We start from the raw sequence: 17,337 nt of genomic DNA on the forward strand, positions 1-17,337 counted from the left end.
GCTCTCCATGTTCGGCACTTCCCTCCCCCAGCCCCTCCCGCAAGCGGGAGGGGAGTTGTGAGCGCGAGTCTCTGGACCTCCGCCGACATCGCCGCCGCGACAGGCGGCAAGGCATCGGCACCCTTCACCGCCACCGGCGTCACCTTCGACTCGCGCGAAGTCGGCCCCGGCGACCTGTTCATCGCGCTCACCGGCGAAGCAACCGACGGTCACCGTTTCCTGCCGCAAGCCTTCACCCAAGGCGCGGCGGGTGCGATCGTCTCGCACCCGGTCGGGCATCCGCACGTGCTCGTCGCCGACACGACGGCCGCGCTCGACGCGCTCGCCCGTGCGTCCCGCGCCCGCACCGCCGCAAAAATCATCGGCGTTACCGGATCGGTCGGCAAGACCGGCACCAAGGAAGCGCTGTTCGCAGCGCTCGATCGCGGCGCGCGCGGGGCGGCGCATCGCTCGGTCAAGAGCTACAACAACCATACCGGCGTGCCGCTCAGCCTGTCGCGGATGCCAGCCGATACCCGCTTCGGCGTGTTCGAAATGGGCATGAACCACGCTGGCGAACTCAGCGCACTCACCCAGCTCGTCCGCCCGCACGTCGCGATCGTCACGACAATCGCGCCTGCGCACACCGCTTTCTTCCGCGACGAAGCCGCGATCGCCGATGCCAAGGGCGAGATTTTCCAAGGCCTCGAACCCGGCGGCGTCGCGATCGTGCCGTATGACAGCCCGCACCGCGACCGCCTGGTCGCCGCCGCCGCGCCGCATGCCGCGCGGACCGTAACCTTCGGGCTCGACAAGTGCGCCGACGTCCGCGCGATCGAATCGATGCGGCTGGCAAGCGGCGCGACCTTCGTGACCGCGGTGGTGGGCGAGCGCGAGCTGAGCTTCACGATCAGCCAGCCCGGGCAGCATTGGGTGTCGAACAGCCTCGCGGTGCTGGCAGCGGTCGACGCGGTCGGCGGCGATCTCGCCGCGGCAGGGCTTGCGCTTGCCGAGCTCGGCGGGCTCGCCGGGCGCGGCGCGCGTTTCACGATGCCGCTCGGCGATGGTGACGCGCTGGTGATCGACGAAAGCTACAACGCCAATCCGTCGTCGATGCGCGCGACGCTCGCCGTCCTCGGCGCCGAGCGCGCGACGCGCAAGATCGTCGTGCTCGGCGAAATGCGCGAACTCGGCGAGCGTTCGGACGGCTATCATGCCGCATTGCTCGAGCCGATTCTTGCGGCCGGGGTCGAAGCGGGCATTCTTGTCGGTGAAGCGATGGCGCCGCTGGCAAACGTGCTTGAGGGGAAGGGTGATTTCGTCCATGTCGCCGACGCCGCCGCGGCGCGCGCCAGTCTTTTGAAGTTGCTGGCACCGGGCGATGCGGTACTCATCAAGGGATCGAACGGCGTAGGGCTCTCGGCAATTGTCGCCGACCTGCGAAGCAGGATACCGGAAACCCTGCGGGGCGGGACACTTTAATGCTCTATTTCATCGCCGATTATTTGGGTTTCCCCGGGCTACTCAATCTCATCCGGTACCAGAGCTTCCGTACCGGCGCCGCGGTCGCGACGTCGCTGTTCCTCGGCTTGCTGATCGGCCCGCGCTTCATCGGCTGGCTGCGGCTGCGCCAGGGCAAGGGGCAGCCGATTCGCAGCGACGGCCCGCAATCGCATCTCGCCAAGCGCGGCACGCCGACGATGGGCGGGCTGATGATCCTGACCTCGATGGTCGCCTCGATCCTGCTGTGGATGGATCTTTCGAGCCCGTATGTGTGGGCGTGCACCTTCGTGACGCTCGGCTTCGGCGCGATCGGGTTCCTCGACGACTATGACAAGGTCCGCAAGGCGAGCACGGCGGGCGTGTCGAGCCGGATGCGGCTGATCGGCGAGTTCGTCATCGCCGGGATCGCCGCGATGCTGATCGTCCACCAGAACGGGACGCATCTCTATCTGCCGTTCTACACTGGGTCGGTGATCGATCTCGGCTATTTCTACGTGGTGTTCGCGGCGTTCACGATCGTGGCGTTCGGCAATGCGGTGAACTTGACCGACGGGCTCGATGGCCTCGCGACGATGCCCGTCATCATCGCGAGCGTCGCCTTCATGGCGATCGTCTATCTCGTCGGGCGCGCCGATTTCGCGCATTATCTCGGCATTCCGCATGTGCCGCACGCCGGCGACCTCGCGATCTTCTGCGGGGCGATCGTCGGGGCGGGGCTTGCCTTCCTGTGGTTCAATGCGCCGCCTGCCGCGGTCTTCATGGGCGATACCGGGAGCCTTGCGCTCGGCGGCGCGCTCGGTGCGATTTCGGTCGTCGCGCATCACGAAATCGTGCTCGGCATCATCGGCGGGTTGTTCGTCGTCGAGGCGATGTCGGTCATCATCCAGGTGTTCTTCTACAAGCGCACCGGGAAACGCGTCTTCAAGATGGCGCCGATCCACCATCATTTCGAGCAGCTCGGCTGGAGCGAGCCGACCGTCGTGATCCGATTCTGGATCATCGCGCTGGTGCTCGCGCTGGCGGGGCTTTCGACGTTGAAATTGCGGTGATCGTCTCGCCCCTCTGGCGCGGCAAGAGCTTCGCTGTGCTGGGGCTCGCACGCTCGGGCGCAGCGAGCGTGCACGCGTTGCTCGCTGGCGGCGCGCGAGTCGTTGCGTGGGATTCGGATGAGCAGCGGCGCGACCACATCCGCGCTCGCACAGTCGGGCAAGATCTGGTGTTGGCCGACCCGCTCGAGGTCGATCTTGCCGATTTCGACGCGTTGATCGTCTCCCCCGGCGTTCCGCTCAACCGTCATCCCGTCGCCGCGAAGGCGCGCGCCGCCGGCATTCCGATCATCGGCGATATCGAACTGTTCGCGCAGGCGCGGCCGGCGCTCCCCGCGCACAAGGTCGTCGGCATCACCGGGACCAACGGCAAGTCGACCACCACCGCGCTCGTCCACCACATCCTGCAGAACGCGGGGATCTCCAGCCTGATGGGCGGCAATATCGGCCTGCCGGTCCTCGAACAGACGCCGTTGCGCGAAGGCGGCGTCTATGTGCTCGAACTGTCGAGCTACCAGATCGACCTTACCGTCAGCCTCGATTGCGAAGTCGCGGTGCTGCTCAACCTGACGCCCGACCATCTCGACCGTTATGACGGGTTCGCCGCGTACGCCGCGTCGAAGGCAGGGCTGTTCGCGATGCAGGCCACGACACACGACGCCATCATCGGCATCGGCGATACCCCCTCGGCGCTGATCGCGCGCAGCCTTTCGGGACGTGGCGAGCATCTCACCAAGATCGCGCCGGGCGTGTGCATGGACCAGTCGCGCTGGCCGAGCCTGCAGGGGCCGCACAATGCGCAGAACGCGCTCGCCGCGATTGCGGTATGCCAGGCGCTCGGCGTGCCCGAGGCGATGATCGATCGCGGGCTCGAAAGCTTCGCTGGCCTGCCGCACCGGATGGAGCGCGTCGCGGTGCGGGGCGGCGTCACGTTCGTCAACGACAGCAAGGCGACCAACCCCGAATCGACCGCGCCCGCGCTCGCGGCGTTCACGCAGATCCACTGGATCCTCGGCGGCAAGGCCAAGTCGGACGATCTCGACGCCTGCGCTCCGTCGTTCAGCCATGTCGTCCACGCTTATACCATCGGCGACGCCGCACAGACGTTCGCCGCGATCCTCGACGGCAAGATCCCCGTGACGGTGAGCGGCGACCTCGCCACCGCCGTCGCGCAGGCCGCCGCCAACGCGCAGCCGGGCGACACCGTCCTGCTGTCGCCGGCGTGCGCCTCGTTCGACCAGTTCCGCGATTTCGAGGATCGCGGCGACCAGTTTCGCGCCGCGGTCGAGGCGCTGGCGTGACCGAGCAGCGCACCCCGCCACCAAAGCTGTGGAAGAGCATTAAGCATCGCGGCGGTCGTGGAGACCGCTCGGCGCTCGGCATGTGGTTCTGGGATATCGACCGGATGCTGCTGCTGCTGACGCTGCTGCTGGTGGCGGTCGGGCTCGTTGCGGTCGGTGCGGCGTCGCCTGCCGCTGCGACACGCTATTCGGACGGCAAGCATGTCGTCCCGCCGCTGTTCTATCTGTGGTGGCAGCTCGCCTGGGTCGGCGTGTCGCTGCCGGTGCTGCTCGTCGTCTCGATGCTGCCCGTGCCGGTCGCGCGACGGATGGCGCTGATCGGCACCGTCGCGTGTCTGATACTGCTGATGCTCGTGCCGGTGATCGGCGTGCAGAAGAACGGCGCGACGCGCTGGCTCAACCTCGGCGTGTCGCTGCTCCAGCCGTCCGAGTTCCTCAAACCCTTCTTCATCGTCACCGCCGCCTGGGTGCTGTCGATGCGCGCGCAGGACGAATCGCTGCCGGTGGTCATGATCACCGGCGGGATGACCGCGCTCGTCGCGCTGTTGCTGATGCTCCAGCCCGATTTCGGGCAGACCGTGGTGTTCTGCGCGGTGTGGATGGCGTTGCTGATGATCTCGGGCACGTCGCCCAAGGTGATCGGCGGGCTGATCGCCGCAGTGCCGCTGGGGCTTGGGGCGGCCTATATGTTCTACGGGACGGCACGCGCGCGGATCAACGCATTCCTGTTCCCCGATGCAGACGGCATCGGCGCAGCCGACCATTTCCAGACCAATGCCGCGCACGACACGATTACCGCGGGCGGCTGGCGCGGGACCGGCCCTGGCGGCGGCGCAATGAAGTTCCGGCTGCCCGAGGGGCATACCGACTATATCTTCTCGGTGATCGGCGAGGAATTCGGGCTGATCGCGTGCATGATCATCGCGTTTCTGTTCCTTGCAATCGTCGTACGGGTGTTCGTCAAGTTGCTCGACGAGCAGGACGAATTCCGCCTGTTCGCCGCCGCCGGGCTCGCGACGCAGTTCGGCGTGCAGGCGCTGATTTCGATGGCGGTCAACACCGGGCTCGCGCCGTCGAAGGGGATGACGCTGCCCTTCATCAGCTATGGCGGATCGTCGCTTGTCGCGCTGTCGATCGGGATGGGGTTGCTGCTGGCGTTTACCCGGCGCAATCCGTTCGTTACGCGATCCAAATATATCGCGCATCGGAGCGGCATATAATGGCAAAGCATTTCGTATTGGCAGCAGGCGGCACCGGCGGGCACATGGTCCCGGCCGCCGCCCTTGCCGCCGAGCTGATCCAGCGTGGGCATTATGTCGCGCTCGTCAGCGATGAGCGCGGCGTGCGCTTTCCCGGGCTGTTCGAGGGGATCCAGACGCATATCCTCCCTGCCGGACGCCTGACCGGCGGGCCGATCGGCTATCTGAAGGCGGCGCGCGCGATGCTCAACGGGCGCGCGATGGCGATCGAGCTGTACAAGAGCTTCCGCCCCGATGCGGTGATCGGCTTCGGCGGCTACCCCGCGCTGCCGGCGCTGCTCGGTGCGTTCAACCAGGGTATCCCGACTGCGGTGCACGAACAGAACGCCGTGCTCGGCCGCGTCAACCGGCTCGTCGCAGGCAAGGTCGATGCGATCGCGACCTCCTACGCCGACGTTGCTCGGCTCAAGCCGAAGCTGCTGGCGAAGACGCATCTCGTCGGCAATCCGGTGCGCGACGCGGTGCTCGCCTTGCGCTCCAAGCCGTATCCGCTGCTCGAGGAGGACGGTATCTTCCGCGTCCTCGTCACCGGCGGGAGCCAGGGCGCGAGCGTCCTGAGCCAGGTCGTCCCCGACGGCCTTTCGATGTTGCCCGTCGCCTTTCGGCGGCGGCTGCAAGTCACCCACCAGGCGCGGATCGAGGATATCGAGGCCTGCCGCGCCAAATATGCCGAGCTGTCGATTGCCGCTGACCTTGCCACCTATCTGCCCGACATGCCCGAACAGCTTGCCTGGGCGCATCTCGTGATCGCCCGCGCAGGGGCCTCGACGCTCGCCGAACTGACCTGTGCCGGGCGTCCGGCGATCCTCGTGCCGCTCCCCTCGGCGACCGACGACCACCAGACCGCCAATGCGCGCGAGATGACGCAAGCCGGCGGCGCGCGGACGATCGATCAGCGTCACTTCACCCCGGTCGAGCTTGCCAAGCAGATGCAGAAGCTCGGGCTCGATCCCGAAGCGCTGCAGAACGCCGCCGGGCGTGCGCGCGCGTGCGGGCGGCCCGATGCCGTGCGCGACCTTGCCAACCTCGTCGAAAGCCTCGGCGATCCGCTCGGCGACATGCCGATCGGCAAGCCGCAGCCCGTAAAGGCAGCATTCGCATGAGGGGCGTCGCAACCGACATCGGGACGATCCACTTCGTCGGCATTGGCGGCATCGGCATGTCGGGCATCGCCGAGGTGATGAAGAACCTCGGCTATGCGGTGCAGGGCTCGGACGTCGCAGAGGGCTATGTCGTCGAGGGCCTGCGCGCCAAGGGGATCAAGGTGCTGATCGGGCACCATGCCGACAATCTCGGCGACGCCGCGGTGATCGTGACGTCGACCGCGATCAAGCGCGGCAACCCCGAAGTCGAGGCCGCGCTCGAACGGCGCATCCCGGTGGTGCGGCGCGCGGAGATGCTCGCCGAGTTGATGCGGCTGAAATCGACCGTCGCGGTCGCGGGAACGCACGGCAAGACGACGACGACGTCGATGGTCGCGGCGCTGCTCGATGCGGGCGGGGTCGATCCGACCGTGATCAATGGCGGGATCATCAACTCCTACGGCTCGAACGCGCGATTGGGCGCGAGCGACTGGATGGTGGTCGAGGCCGACGAGAGCGACGGCAGCTTCCTGCGTTTGGATGGGACGATCGCGGTCGTCACCAATATCGATCCCGAGCATCTCGATCACTACGGCTCGTTCGACGCGGTCAAGGACGCGTTCGTCGAGTTCGTCGAGAACGTGCCCTTCTACGGCGCGGCCTTGCTGTGCCTCGATCATCCCGAGGTGCAGAACATCATCCCGCGTGTCCGCGACCGGCGTGTCGTGACCTACGGTTTTTCGGCGCAGTCCGACGTGCGCGGGGTGAACGTGACGCCGATCCCGGGCGGCAACCGCTTCGAGGTGATCGTGCGACACCGTGACGGGACGACCCGCTCGATCGAGGGGATCGAAATGCCGATGCCGGGGCGCCACAACGTCCAGAACGCGCTCGCCGCGATCGGTGTCGCGCTCGAGCTCGGGATCGACGACGCGACGATCCAGCAGGGGTTCGCCAAGTTCGGCGGGGTGAAGCGTCGCTTCACCAAGGTGGGCGAGACGGGTGGCGTCACGATCATCGACGATTACGGGCATCACCCGGTCGAGATCCGCGCAGTGCTGTCGGCAGCGCGCGAGGGTGTCGAGAACCGCGTGATCGCGGTGGTGCAGCCGCATCGCTTCTCGCGATTGGGCGATTTGATGGAAGAGTTCCAGGGCGCGTTCAACGATGCCGATATGGTGTTCGTGGCGCCGGTCTATGCGGCTGGCGAGGCGCCGGTCGAGGGTGTCGATGCCGAGGCGTTGGTCGAGGGGTTGAAGCGGCGCGGGCATCGCTCTGCGGCGACGATCGCCGGGCCCGAGGCGCTCGCGACGCGGTTGGCGGAGGTGGTGCAGCCGGGCGACATGGTGGTCTGCCTGGGGGCAGGGGATATTACCAAGTGGGCTGCAGGTTTGGCGGCTGGTATCGAGGGCGCGCGATGAGCGTGAGCGAGTCTTCTTTGTCTTCTCCTGCTTCTTCTTCCCCCCTCCCGCTTGCGGGAGGGGCCGGGGGAGGGCCTTCTTCTTCAGGCGTCGCCCAAGCTTCCAGGTCATTCCCTCCCCTAACCCAGTCCGAGGTGAACGATGCCCCGCATCGTTCAGGTCATGCCGGGGGCATGACCGACCTCGGACTCGCAAGCGGGAGGGGGATTGAAGGCAGGGTCACCGACAATGCGCCACTCGCCCCGCTGGTCTGGTTCAAATCCGGCGGCGCGGCGCAGTGCCTGTTCGAACCCAAGGACGTCGCCGACCTCAGCGCCTTCCTCGCCGCGCTCGACCCCAGCATCCCCGTCCTCCCGCTGGGTCTCGGCTCGAACCTGATCGTGCGTGACGGCGGCGTTCCCGGCGTGGTGATCCGCCTCGGCAAGCCCTTCGCCAAGGTCGAGACGCTCGACTCCACCACCCTGCGCTGCGGCGGCGGTGCGAGCGGGATCCTCGTCTCGTCGAGCGCGCGCGATGCGGGCATCGGCGGCGTCGAGTTCCTGCGCTCGATCCCCGGCACGGTCGGCGGCTTCGTGCGGATGAATGGCGGCGCGTACGGGCGCGAGACCAAGGACGTGCTGGTCGAGTGCGAGATCGTTTTGCGCTCGGGCGAGCAGCAGACGCTCGCGGTCGAGGCGCTGGGCTACACCTATCGGCATTCGACGCTACCTGCGGGCGCGGTCGTGGTGAGCGCGACCTTCCGCGGTCATCCCGAAGAACCGGCAGTCATCCAGGCCGAGATGGACCGCATCGCCGCCGCGCGCGAGGCGTCGCAGCCGTTGCGCTCGAAGACCGGCGGCTCGACCTTCAAGAATCCGCCTGGCCACAAGGCCTGGGCGCTGATCGACGCCGCCGGCTGCCGGGGGCTCCGGCGCGGCGATGCGCAGGTCAGCGAGAAGCATTGTAACTTCCTGCTCAACCTCGGCGCGGCGACGAGCGCCGATATCGAGGCCTTGGGTGAGGATGTGATTGCGCGGGTGAAGGCACAGTCCGGGGTGACGCTCGAGTGGGAAATTCAGCGGGTGGGAATCGAGCAGTGAACGGGACTCTTTCGTCGCCCCGGCGCAGGCCGGGGCCGCTCGGTTTCGGGCGTACCCTATCATCGCAAGGCGGCCCCGGCCTGCGCCGGGGCGACGGGCTGTGAGCGCACTTCATGTAGCAGTCCTGATGGGCGGCTGGTCGGCCGAGCGCGACGTGTCGCTGATGTCGGGCGCTGGCGTTGCCGATGCACTCGAATCGCTCGGGCACCGCGTGACGCGGATCGACATGGGGCACGACGTCGCGGCGAAGCTCGCCGAGGCGAAGCCCGATATCGTCTTCAACGCGCTCCACGGGACGCCCGGCGAGGACGGTTCGGTGCAAGGCATGCTCGACCTGATGGGGCTGACCTATACGCATTCCGGCCTCGCCGCCTCGGTCATCGCGATCGACAAGCAACTCACCAAGCTGCTGCTCGTCCCCGCCGGGATCCCGATGCCGGGCGGGCGGATTGTCAAGAGCGAGACGCTGTACGACGGCGACCCGTTGCCGCGGCCCTATGTATTGAAGCCCGTCAACGAAGGCTCGTCGGTCGGCGTAGCGATCGTCACCGCCGACGGCAACTATGGCAACCCGATCGCGCGCAGCACGCCCGGGCCGTGGAGCGAGTTCGACGAATTGCTTGCCGAGCCGTATATCCGCGGCCGCGAGCTCACCACCGCGGTGCTCGGCGAAACCGCGCTCGGCGTCACCGAGCTCAAGCCGCTCACCGGCTGGTACGATTACGAATCGAAATATACCGACGGCAAGACCGAGCACATCTTCCCCGCCGCGATCCCCGACGAGATCACCCAAGCGTGCAAGCAGATCGCGCTCGACGCGCATCGCCTGCTCGGCTGCAAGGGCGCGTCGCGCTCCGATTTCCGCTGGGACGACGAGGCCGGGGTCGAGGGGCTGTTCCTGCTCGAGGTCAACACCCAGCCGGGGATGACCCCGCTCAGCCTGGTGCCTGAGCAAGCCAAGCATTGCGGGATTACCTATCCGCAGCTCGTCCAGGCGATCGTCGACGAGGCGGTGAAGGATCGGGCGCTGAAAGAAAAGGCGCCATGAGCAGCGGCACGATCAAGCGCGGCACCGCACGCCGCCCGGTCCAGCCCAAGCGGCGCAAGCCGCCCAAGGCGTCGACGATCGACAAGCTGATCGCGATGCTGCCGGTCAGCGAAGCGACGCTGCACAGAATCGCGACCTGGTCGATCATGGGCGCGGTCGGCGCGGCGGTGCTCGTCGGCGCGACCTATCTCGGCGTGCCCGCGGCGATCGGCAGCGCGATCGGCGAGGGGATCGGCGATGCGGGGTTCCGCGTCACCAATATCCAGATCACCGGTCTCAAGCGGATGGACCACAACGTCATCTACAAGATCGCGGCGAACCAGCCGTCGATGGCGATGCCACTCGTCAGCCTCGAAAAGATCCGCCAGGATCTGCTCGCACACAGCGGCTGGATCGAGGATGCGCATGTCTCGCGGCGGCTGCCCGACACGCTGATGGTCAACGTCATCGAGCGTACGCCGAGCGCGATCTGGCAGAACAAGGGCCAGCTCTCGCTGATCTCGGCGAACGGAACGTGGCTCGAGCCGGTCAATCCCGAGGCGATGCCCGATCTGCCGCTGGTGATCGGCGCGCACGCCAATGAGCAGGAGCCGGCGTATCGGCAATTGCTTGACGTCGCGCCGGCGTTGCGCGGCCAGGTCAAGGCGGCGACCTGGGTCGGCAACCGCCGCTGGACGCTGACCTTCGAAAGCGGCGAGACGCTCGCTTTGCCCGAGGGCGACGCGGCGGCGGGCAAGGCGCTGGTGCGTTTCGCGCAGCTCGACGGGGTCAAGCCGCTGCTCGGCAAGGGCTGGCTCGGCTTCGACATGCGCGATCCGACGCGACTGGTGGCGCGCAAGCCTGGGTTGGTCGACAACAAGGCGATCACCGATCCCACGGCGACGACGCCCGCAGGGACGCCGGTGACGGGGCAGGCGACTCCGGCGAACAAATCGGGCGTGATCGAAGCGAAACAATCGGGGCCAGCAGGCCAAGGATAGCGTAAGCGGGCGGAACAGGGGACAAGCAGATGGCGAAGACAGCACCGGAAGGCCTCATCACCGCGCTCGACATCGGGTCGTCCAAGGTGTCGGCGATGATCGCGCAGAAGGGTGACGGCGGCGAGTTGATCGTGCTCGGCACCGGCCAGCGCGAGAGCCGCGGCGTCAAGCGCGGCTATATCGCCGATGCGGCGGCGACCGAAGTCGCGGTGCGCGAGGCGGTCGAGCAGGCCGAGCGGATTGCGGGCACCAATATCGAGAACGTGTGGGTCAGCTTCTCGGCCGGTGGCCTCGTGTCAGACGTCGCGTCGATCGAGTTCGAGCTCGGCGGCCACCGTGTCGAGCAGTCCGACATCGACGCGCTGCTCCAGGCGGGTCGCGATTCGATCGACCCGGCGGGGCGGATGGTACTGCACGCGCAGCCTGCGCTCTACACGCTCGACGGGCTGACTGGGGTCAAGCGCCCGCTCGGGCTCCATGCCGACCGGCTCGGCGTCCATATTCATGTCGTCGCCGCCGACGGGTCGCCGGTGCGCAACCTTGGGCTGTGCGTCGCGAATGCGCATCTCGAGGTGAAGTCGATCATTGCCTCGCCGGTCGCCACTGGAATGGCATGCCTTAGCGACGAGGAGCGCGAGCTCGGCGTCGCGCTGGTCGAGCTGGGGGCAGGGATCACCAACGTCTCGCTGTTCGCCGGCGGGATGCTCGTCGGGCTGATGTCGATCCCGATCGGCGCGCAGGACATCACCGACGACATCGCCTCCGCCTTCGGCACGCGTCGGGCGCAGGCCGAGCGGATGAAGTGCGTCCACGGCTCGGCCAATGCGTCCCCGCGCGACAATCACGAGATGATCGACGTCGCGCCGATCTCGGCCGAGGACGACGCGCATGACGGCACGCGTATCACCAAGGCGCAGCTGATCGCCGTGATCCGCCAGCGGCTCGACCATCTGATCGGCGAAGTCGGCAAGGCGCTTGCCGAGCTGAAGTTCGAAGGGCCCGTTGGGCGCCAAGTCGTGCTGACTGGCGGCGGGGCGGAGCTCAAGGGCATCGCCGACTATGCGCAGCAGGCCCTCGGCCGCTCGGTGCGGATTGGGCGTCCGCGCGGGCTGACCGCGTTGCCCGAGGCGCATGCCGGGCCGGCGTTCGCGACGCTCGCCGGGCTCGCTTTCTACGCGGCGGCCGATCCGGTCGATCTGCGCGCGCTCTCGAGCAAGCAGCAATTGGTCCATCGCCCGAAGGGTTTCGCGCTGTTCCGACGCCTCATGGCGGCAGCCCGCGCGAATTATTAAAGATTTGCTACTGGATTGTGCGGTTCGCTCTGGAAGGACCGCCAGCGATGGTGCAAGACTACACCTATATCAGTTTGGCGCCGGGGTGTGGGCGCACGTTGGAGACCGGACATGAGCATCGAATTTTTGCCGCCAGAAGTCGATGAGCTCACGCCGCGCATCGCGGTGATCGGCGTTGGCGGCGCTGGCGGCAACGCCATCGCCAATATGATGCGGGCCGACGTGCAGGGCGTCGAGTTCCTCGTCGCCAACACCGACTCGCAGGCGCTCAAGCAGTCGACCGCGAGCCACAAGATCCAGCTCGGCGCGAAGATTACGCAAGGCCTCGGCGCCGGCTCGCGCCCCGAGATCGGGCGTGCGGCGGCCGAAGAGACGATCGAGCAGGTCACCAAGATGCTCGAAGGCTCGCACATGTGCTTCATCGCCGCCGGCATGGGTGGCGGTACTGGTACCGGTGCGGCGCCCGTCATCGCCAAGGCGGCACGTGACATGGGCATCCTGACGGTCGGCGTCGTCACCAAGCCGTTCGCCTTCGAGGGCACGCGCCGCGCGAAAAGCGCTGAGGCGGGCATCGAGGAACTGCAGAAGTATGTCGACACGCTGATCGTCATCCCCAACCAGAACCTGTTCCTCGTCGCCAATGCGAACACGACCTTCAAGGAAGCGTTCCAGATGGCCGACGAAGTCCTGCAGCAGGGCGTTCGCGGGATTACCGATCTGATGGTCATGCCCGGCCTCATCAACCTCGATTTCGCCGACGTCCGTTCGGTGATGCAGGAAATGGGCAAGGCGATGATGGGCACCGGCGAAGCCGAGGGCGACAATCGCGCGATCGAGGCAGCTTCGAAGGCGATCGCCAACCCGCTGCTCGACGGCGTCAGCATGAAGGGCGCCAAGGGCGTTATCGTGTCGATCACCGGTGGCGACGACATGCGCCTGCTCGAAGTCGACGAAGCCGCGAACCACATCCGTGAGCTGGTCGACGAAGACGCCAACATCATCTGGGGTTCGGCGTTCAACCCCGATCTCGAGGGCAAGATCCGCGTTTCGGTGGTCGCCACCGGTATCGAGGCCGAAGTGCGCCCCGTTCCGGCAGCGCCGCCAGTGTCGCGCGCGTTCAGCTTCTCGGGCACCAAGAAGACCGAGACGCCGGCGGCTCCCGCGGCTGACCCCGCGCCTGCCGACGAAGCGGCACCCGAGCCCGCGTCGCAGGACGACGAGCTGGTACTCGGCAGCGAGACCGTGGTCGCCCCCGAGCCGGCACCCGCTCCGGCCCCTGCGCCCGCACCGGTGACGAGCTTCGACGACACGGTGCCTGCGCCATCGGCACCCGCTGCCGACGACACGGCCGCGGAAGCGCCGACGCGCCGCCGCTGGCTGTCGCCGGGTGCGCCCGCCGCAGAAGCGGCTCCCGCCGCCCCTGAACCCGCGCCTGCCGCGCCAGCGCCGCGCGTCAAGCTTGGCGGCACGCTGTTCGAGCGCATGTCGAGCGTCTCGCGCGGCGCCGCGCGCGACGAGGAGCCCGCCGCCGACAAGGATCCGCTTGATATCCCGCGCTTCCTGCATCGGCAGAACAACCAGTAACGATCCGCGGCGGATCACGGCGAGCGCTCCCGATCGGGCGCTCGCCGTCACTGGGTGTCGATTGGTCGCAGCGCGGCCGGGCGGTCGCTTGCCGCCTGCGCGATAAACCGCTCTAGGACTGACCATGCGCGCCGTTCGTCTTATTGCCTCCGTATCTGCGCTGACGCTCGCGTCTGCGGCGAATGCGCAGTCGAGCTATCCCTCGCCCTATGGCAGCTCGCCTTACGCCAACGCGCCGTCGCCTTATAGCGTGCAGCCGCTCTCGGATGCCGATCTGCTCGCGAGCCAGATCCGGCTGCTCGCGGCCAATCCGCAGGATTTGCAGGCGCTGATCCGGGCGGGCGAACTCGCGCTGAGGCTCGACGATGATACCGCAGCTGCCGCCTTCTTCGCGCGCGCCGAGCGGATCGATCCCCGCAATGCGCGCGTCAAGGCGGGCGAGGGCAGCTTGCTCGTCTCAGCCGAGCGGCCCGGCGACGCGCTGCGCCATTTCGCCGAGGCCGAGCGGTTGGGCGCCGATCCGCGCAGTTTCGCCGCCGACCGCGGTCTGGCGTATGATCTGATCGGCGAGCAGGAGCGCGCGCAGCGCGACTACCGCGTGGCCCTGCGCGCTGGCGCGAATGACGAGACGCAGCGACGCTATGCGCTGTCGCTCGGCATTTCGGGCAAGCGCGAGCTCGCGCTGACGCAGATCGACCAGCTGTTGCGCAAGAGCGATCGTGGCGCGTGGCGCGCGCGCGCCTTCATCCTGGCGATGGCGGGCGACAAGGCCGGCGCCGAGAAGATCGCGACGAGCATGATGCCGAGCGGGATGGCGCAAGGGTTGCAGCCGTTCTTCGAGATCCTGTCGAGTTTGCGCCCCGCCGACCGCGCGTTCGCGGTGCATTTCGGCGAAGTGCGGCCGAGCCTCGACCGCGTCAACGACGCGCGGCTCGTGCCCCCGCTCGCGGCGCTCGGCCCCGATCCGACCGCGCCGGTTCAGGTCGCGGCGGTGGTCAAGGCACCCGTCGTGGTCGACGCGCGCGAGGAACGCCGCCGCGCCAAGGAAGCGCGCCGCAATCGTGGACGCGTCGAGGTCGTCGCGAGCGTGGCGCCACCACCACCGCCGCCGCTGCCCGCACCCCCGTCGTACGGAGCGATCGCGCCGCGCACCGCGCTTGCCGCCAATACGCCGATGACGGGCGCGCCGACGGCGACCTTTGTCCAGCGCCTGCCGGGTACGCCGGCGGTGCAATCGCCCTACGCGCAACCGCAGCGCGCGCCCGCCACGCCGTATGTGCAGCCGCTGCCGGCCTCGCCCTACACGCAAGCGCTGCCCGCGCCGCGCTACGTCCAACGCGCGCCGGTGACGGCCGCGCAAGCCGCGAACACCGCAGCGATGGCGCAGCTTCGCGCCCTTCCCACGACGCCGAGCGTGACCGTGCCGTCGCGTCCGGTCCAGACGGCGGCTGCCCCGACCCAGGCCACGATCGCGGCGCCGGCAGCGACCGTCGCTGCGCCGCTGCCCGTCGCGGTGCCGCAAGTCAGCGCTCCGGTGGTGAGAGCGCCCGCGCCGACAGCGGTTGCCTCGGCAACGGCCGCGCCGGTTGTGCTCGCCGCGTCGAACATCCCGCTGCCTGTCGGCGATCATGGCACAGCGGCGTCGACGACGCGCCTCGGCGCGCTGCCGGGCGGGCTGGTCGCAGCACCAAGCACCAGCACGGCGGGCGCGGCTGTTCCGTCGCAGGCGACTGCTCCGACTCAGACCGCCACGGCGCCGCCCGGCGGTACGCTCGCAGCGGCGGCGGAAAGCGCGACGATCGTTGCAGCGACGCCTGCACCGGTTGACGTCGCGCCAACCCCGGTCGCGCCTACGCCAGCGGCGCCGACACCCGTCCGCAGCGAGGATTCGATCCTCGCGGCGATCATCTCCGACATCAAGGTGCCCGCCAACGAGTCGCCGGTCGAAACCGCGCCGAGCCCGACCCCCGCACCGATCGAGCGTGCGCGCGCTGTGGTCCCGCCCGTGGATACGACCCGAGGCGATGAAGTAGCGGCGCAGAAGAAGCTGGCAGCCGAGAAGAAGCTCGCCGACAAGAAAGCCGCCGATCAGCTGGCGCTCGCCGAAGCGAAGAAGGCGGCTGCCGACAAGAAGCTCGCCGAGACCAAGAAGGCCGCTGCCGACAAGAAGATCGCCGACGCGAAGAAAGCCGTCGCTGACAAGAAACTGGCGGATGCCAAGAAGGCGGCCGAGGAAAAGCGCAAGAACGATCCCAAGCTGCTCGAGCCGTCGCGGATCTGGGTCCAGGTCGCGGGCGGCGCGAACGAGAACGATCTGCCCAAGCAATGGTCGAAGCTGCGCAGCGGCAACAAGCAACTCGCCGGCCGCAGCGGCTGGACGACGCCGCTGCGCGCGACCAACCGTATCCTGACCGGCCCGTTCAAGACCGACGACGAAGCGCAGGCGTTCGTCAACAAGATCGCCAAGGACGGCGTATCGGGCTTCGTCTTCGTCAGCGACGCTGGCCAGAAGATCTCCAAGCTCGGCGCCAAATGACCCTTCGATTGATGGACTACCGACCGGTATGACGCTGCTTGCGCCCTGGGCCTCTCACCCGGAGCGCAGCCGCGGTCGCCTCCATGAAGAACAAAAGGGGAGCACGCCCGGTGGCGCGCGCGGGCCCCGCGATGCCTTCCAGCGCGACCGCGACCGGATCATCCATTCGATCAGCTTTCGCCGGCTGCGCCACAAGACGCAGGTGTTCATGGCGCCCGACGGCGACCATTTCCGCGTCCGGCTGACGCACAGCCTCGAAGTCGCGCAGATCGCGCGCACGATCGCGCGCACGCTCGGCCTCAACGAGGATCTGACCGAGGCACTGTCGCTCGCGCACGACATCGGCCATCCGCCGTTCGGCCACGCCGGCGAGGATGCGCTTCAGGCGGCGCTGGCCGAGCAGGGCGGGTTCGACCATAACGGCAACACGCTGCGCGCGCTGATGACGATCGACAGCCCGTATCCGCGCTGGAACGGGCTCAACCTGACATGGGAAACGCTCGAGGGGCTCGCCAAGCATAACGGGCCGGTCAAGCGCCCCCGCTGGGCACTGGCGGATTGCGACGCGGCGTTTCCGCTCGATCTGGGCAATTGGTCCAGCCTCGAGGCGCAAGTCGCGGCGATTGCCGACGACATCGCCTATGACAATCACGATATCGATGATGGCCTGCGTGCTGGTTTGCTGACGCTCGAGCAATTGCTCGAAGTGCCGCTGATCGCGCGCGGCTGGGATGCCGTACGCGCGCGCTTTTCCGATGTCGCACCCGCGCGGCTGGTCGGCGAGCTGATTCGCTCGCAGATCGGCGCGATGGTCAACGATCTGATCGCCGAGACTCGGTCGCGGCTGGTCGGGATTGGTGATAGCGCCGACGTGCGCGCGGCGGGGCGCTGCCTGGTCGGCTTCTCGCCCGAAATGCGCGAGGACGAGCGGATCCTCAAGCGCTTCATGTACGCGAATCTCTACCACCACCCGCGCCAGCTCGAGGCGGCGCGCGCGGCGGAAGGGATCGTAACAGGGTTGTTTGCCGCCTATCGCGCCGATGCGCGACGGATGCCGGCGGATTGGGCGGCGCGGATCCCGGCTGAAGAGCCGTGGCGCAGCCGCCACATCGCCGATTTCATCGCCGGGATGACCGATCATTATGCAGTGTCACGCTACCGCGAGGTGGTCGGCCCAATCGATTTGCCCGAAGGTTTCTGAACCCGGCACTCGATACGGCTTGAGCG

At 67.9% G+C, this 17,337-nt stretch carries 13 protein-coding genes; all 13 read left to right on the forward strand.

The features are described 5' to 3' along the window. The first annotated feature begins 57 nt into the window (after positions 1-57). The 13 genes from ACP7C5_RS02115 (at position 58) to ACP7C5_RS02175 (ending at position 17,311) form a co-directional block, all read left to right on the forward strand. A complete protein-coding gene (locus ACP7C5_RS02115) occupies positions 58-1,461 on the forward strand; it encodes a UDP-N-acetylmuramoyl-tripeptide--D-alanyl-D-alanine ligase (protein ID WP_426263026.1) in 1,404 nt (467 codons plus the stop codon). After that, a complete protein-coding gene (mraY, locus tag ACP7C5_RS02120; RefSeq protein WP_133190014.1) occupies positions 1,461-2,531 on the forward strand; it encodes a phospho-N-acetylmuramoyl-pentapeptide-transferase in 1,071 nt (356 codons plus the stop codon). The genes ACP7C5_RS02115 and mraY overlap by 1 nt, the downstream gene beginning before the upstream one ends. Then, complete coding sequence (murD, locus tag ACP7C5_RS02125; protein WP_426263027.1) at positions 2,528-3,829, forward strand: UDP-N-acetylmuramoyl-L-alanine--D-glutamate ligase; 1,302 nt, start codon at positions 2,528-2,530, stop codon at positions 3,827-3,829. Before mraY ends, murD begins: the two co-directional genes overlap by 4 nt. Beyond that, the gene (locus ACP7C5_RS02130) at positions 3,826-5,049 is read left to right on the forward strand and encodes an FtsW/RodA/SpoVE family cell cycle protein (RefSeq protein ID WP_426263028.1); all 1,224 of its coding nucleotides are present in this window, start codon (positions 3,826-3,828) and stop codon (positions 5,047-5,049) included. The genes murD and ACP7C5_RS02130 overlap by 4 nt, the downstream gene beginning before the upstream one ends. Then, on the forward strand, positions 5,049-6,191 hold the full coding sequence (murG, locus tag ACP7C5_RS02135) for an undecaprenyldiphospho-muramoylpentapeptide beta-N-acetylglucosaminyltransferase (RefSeq protein ID WP_189675483.1): 1,143 nt from the start codon (positions 5,049-5,051) through the stop codon (positions 6,189-6,191). Before ACP7C5_RS02130 ends, murG begins: the two co-directional genes overlap by 1 nt. Further along, positions 6,188-7,591, forward strand: a complete 1,404-nt coding sequence (gene murC / locus ACP7C5_RS02140) for a UDP-N-acetylmuramate--L-alanine ligase (RefSeq protein ID WP_426263029.1) — start codon at positions 6,188-6,190, stop codon at positions 7,589-7,591. Before murG ends, murC begins: the two co-directional genes overlap by 4 nt. A gap of 173 nt (positions 7,592-7,764) precedes the next feature. Then, on the forward strand, positions 7,765-8,670 hold the full coding sequence (gene murB / locus ACP7C5_RS02145) for a UDP-N-acetylmuramate dehydrogenase (RefSeq protein WP_426263030.1): 906 nt from the start codon (positions 7,765-7,767) through the stop codon (positions 8,668-8,670). A 100-nt stretch (positions 8,671-8,770) separates the two neighbouring features. Beyond that, entirely contained in the window at positions 8,771-9,718 is a 948-nt protein-coding gene (locus tag ACP7C5_RS02150; RefSeq protein WP_426263031.1) for a D-alanine--D-alanine ligase, read from the forward strand. Further along, positions 9,715-10,698, forward strand: coding sequence for a cell division protein FtsQ/DivIB (locus ACP7C5_RS02155; protein ID WP_426263032.1), 984 nt, complete (start codon positions 9,715-9,717; stop codon positions 10,696-10,698). The genes ACP7C5_RS02150 and ACP7C5_RS02155 overlap by 4 nt, the downstream gene beginning before the upstream one ends. A 29-nt stretch (positions 10,699-10,727) precedes the next feature. Then, positions 10,728-11,990 (forward strand): cell division protein FtsA, encoded by a 1,263-nt coding sequence (ftsA, locus tag ACP7C5_RS02160; protein WP_133190002.1) that lies wholly within the window; start codon positions 10,728-10,730, stop codon positions 11,988-11,990. 111 nt (positions 11,991-12,101) lie between these two features. Continuing rightward, positions 12,102-13,574, forward strand: coding sequence for a cell division protein FtsZ (ftsZ, locus tag ACP7C5_RS02165; protein WP_426263033.1), 1,473 nt, complete (start codon positions 12,102-12,104; stop codon positions 13,572-13,574). Positions 13,575-13,698: 124 nt separating this feature from the next. Next, a complete protein-coding gene (locus ACP7C5_RS02170; protein ID WP_426263034.1) occupies positions 13,699-16,110 on the forward strand; it encodes an SPOR domain-containing protein in 2,412 nt (803 codons plus the stop codon). Between the two features lie 28 nt (positions 16,111-16,138). Next, positions 16,139-17,311: a deoxyguanosinetriphosphate triphosphohydrolase gene (locus ACP7C5_RS02175; protein WP_426263035.1), complete on the forward strand. Its 1,173-nt coding sequence runs from the start codon at positions 16,139-16,141 to the stop codon at positions 17,309-17,311. The last annotated feature ends 26 nt before the right edge of the window (positions 17,312-17,337 follow it).

Origin of the sequence: Sphingomonas sp. PWP1-2, assembly GCF_049898305.1 — a bacterium.
In the GTDB taxonomy this organism is placed as follows: domain Bacteria; phylum Pseudomonadota; class Alphaproteobacteria; order Sphingomonadales; family Sphingomonadaceae; genus Sphingomonas; species Sphingomonas glacialis.

What these genes read in the sequence shown, in the direction of transcription:
- mraY (WP_133190014.1), top strand. Translation starts at nt 1,461, where the DNA reads ATGCTCTATTTCATCGCCGATTATTTGGGTTTCCCCGGGCTACTCAAT.
- murG (WP_189675483.1), top strand. Translation starts at nt 5,049, where the DNA reads ATGGCAAAGCATTTCGTATTGGCAGCAGGCGGCACCGGCGGGCACATG.
- murC (WP_426263029.1), top strand. Translation starts at nt 6,188, where the DNA reads ATGAGGGGCGTCGCAACCGACATCGGGACGATCCACTTCGTCGGCATT.
- murB (WP_426263030.1), top strand. Translation starts at nt 7,765, where the DNA reads ATGACCGACCTCGGACTCGCAAGCGGGAGGGGGATTGAAGGCAGGGTC.
- ACP7C5_RS02155 (WP_426263032.1), top strand. Translation starts at nt 9,715, where the DNA reads ATGAGCAGCGGCACGATCAAGCGCGGCACCGCACGCCGCCCGGTCCAG.
- ftsA (WP_133190002.1), top strand. Translation starts at nt 10,728, where the DNA reads ATGGCGAAGACAGCACCGGAAGGCCTCATCACCGCGCTCGACATCGGG.
- ftsZ (WP_426263033.1), top strand. Translation starts at nt 12,102, where the DNA reads ATGAGCATCGAATTTTTGCCGCCAGAAGTCGATGAGCTCACGCCGCGC.
- ACP7C5_RS02170 (WP_426263034.1), top strand. Translation starts at nt 13,699, where the DNA reads ATGCGCGCCGTTCGTCTTATTGCCTCCGTATCTGCGCTGACGCTCGCG.
- ACP7C5_RS02175 (WP_426263035.1), top strand. Translation starts at nt 16,139, where the DNA reads ATGACGCTGCTTGCGCCCTGGGCCTCTCACCCGGAGCGCAGCCGCGGT.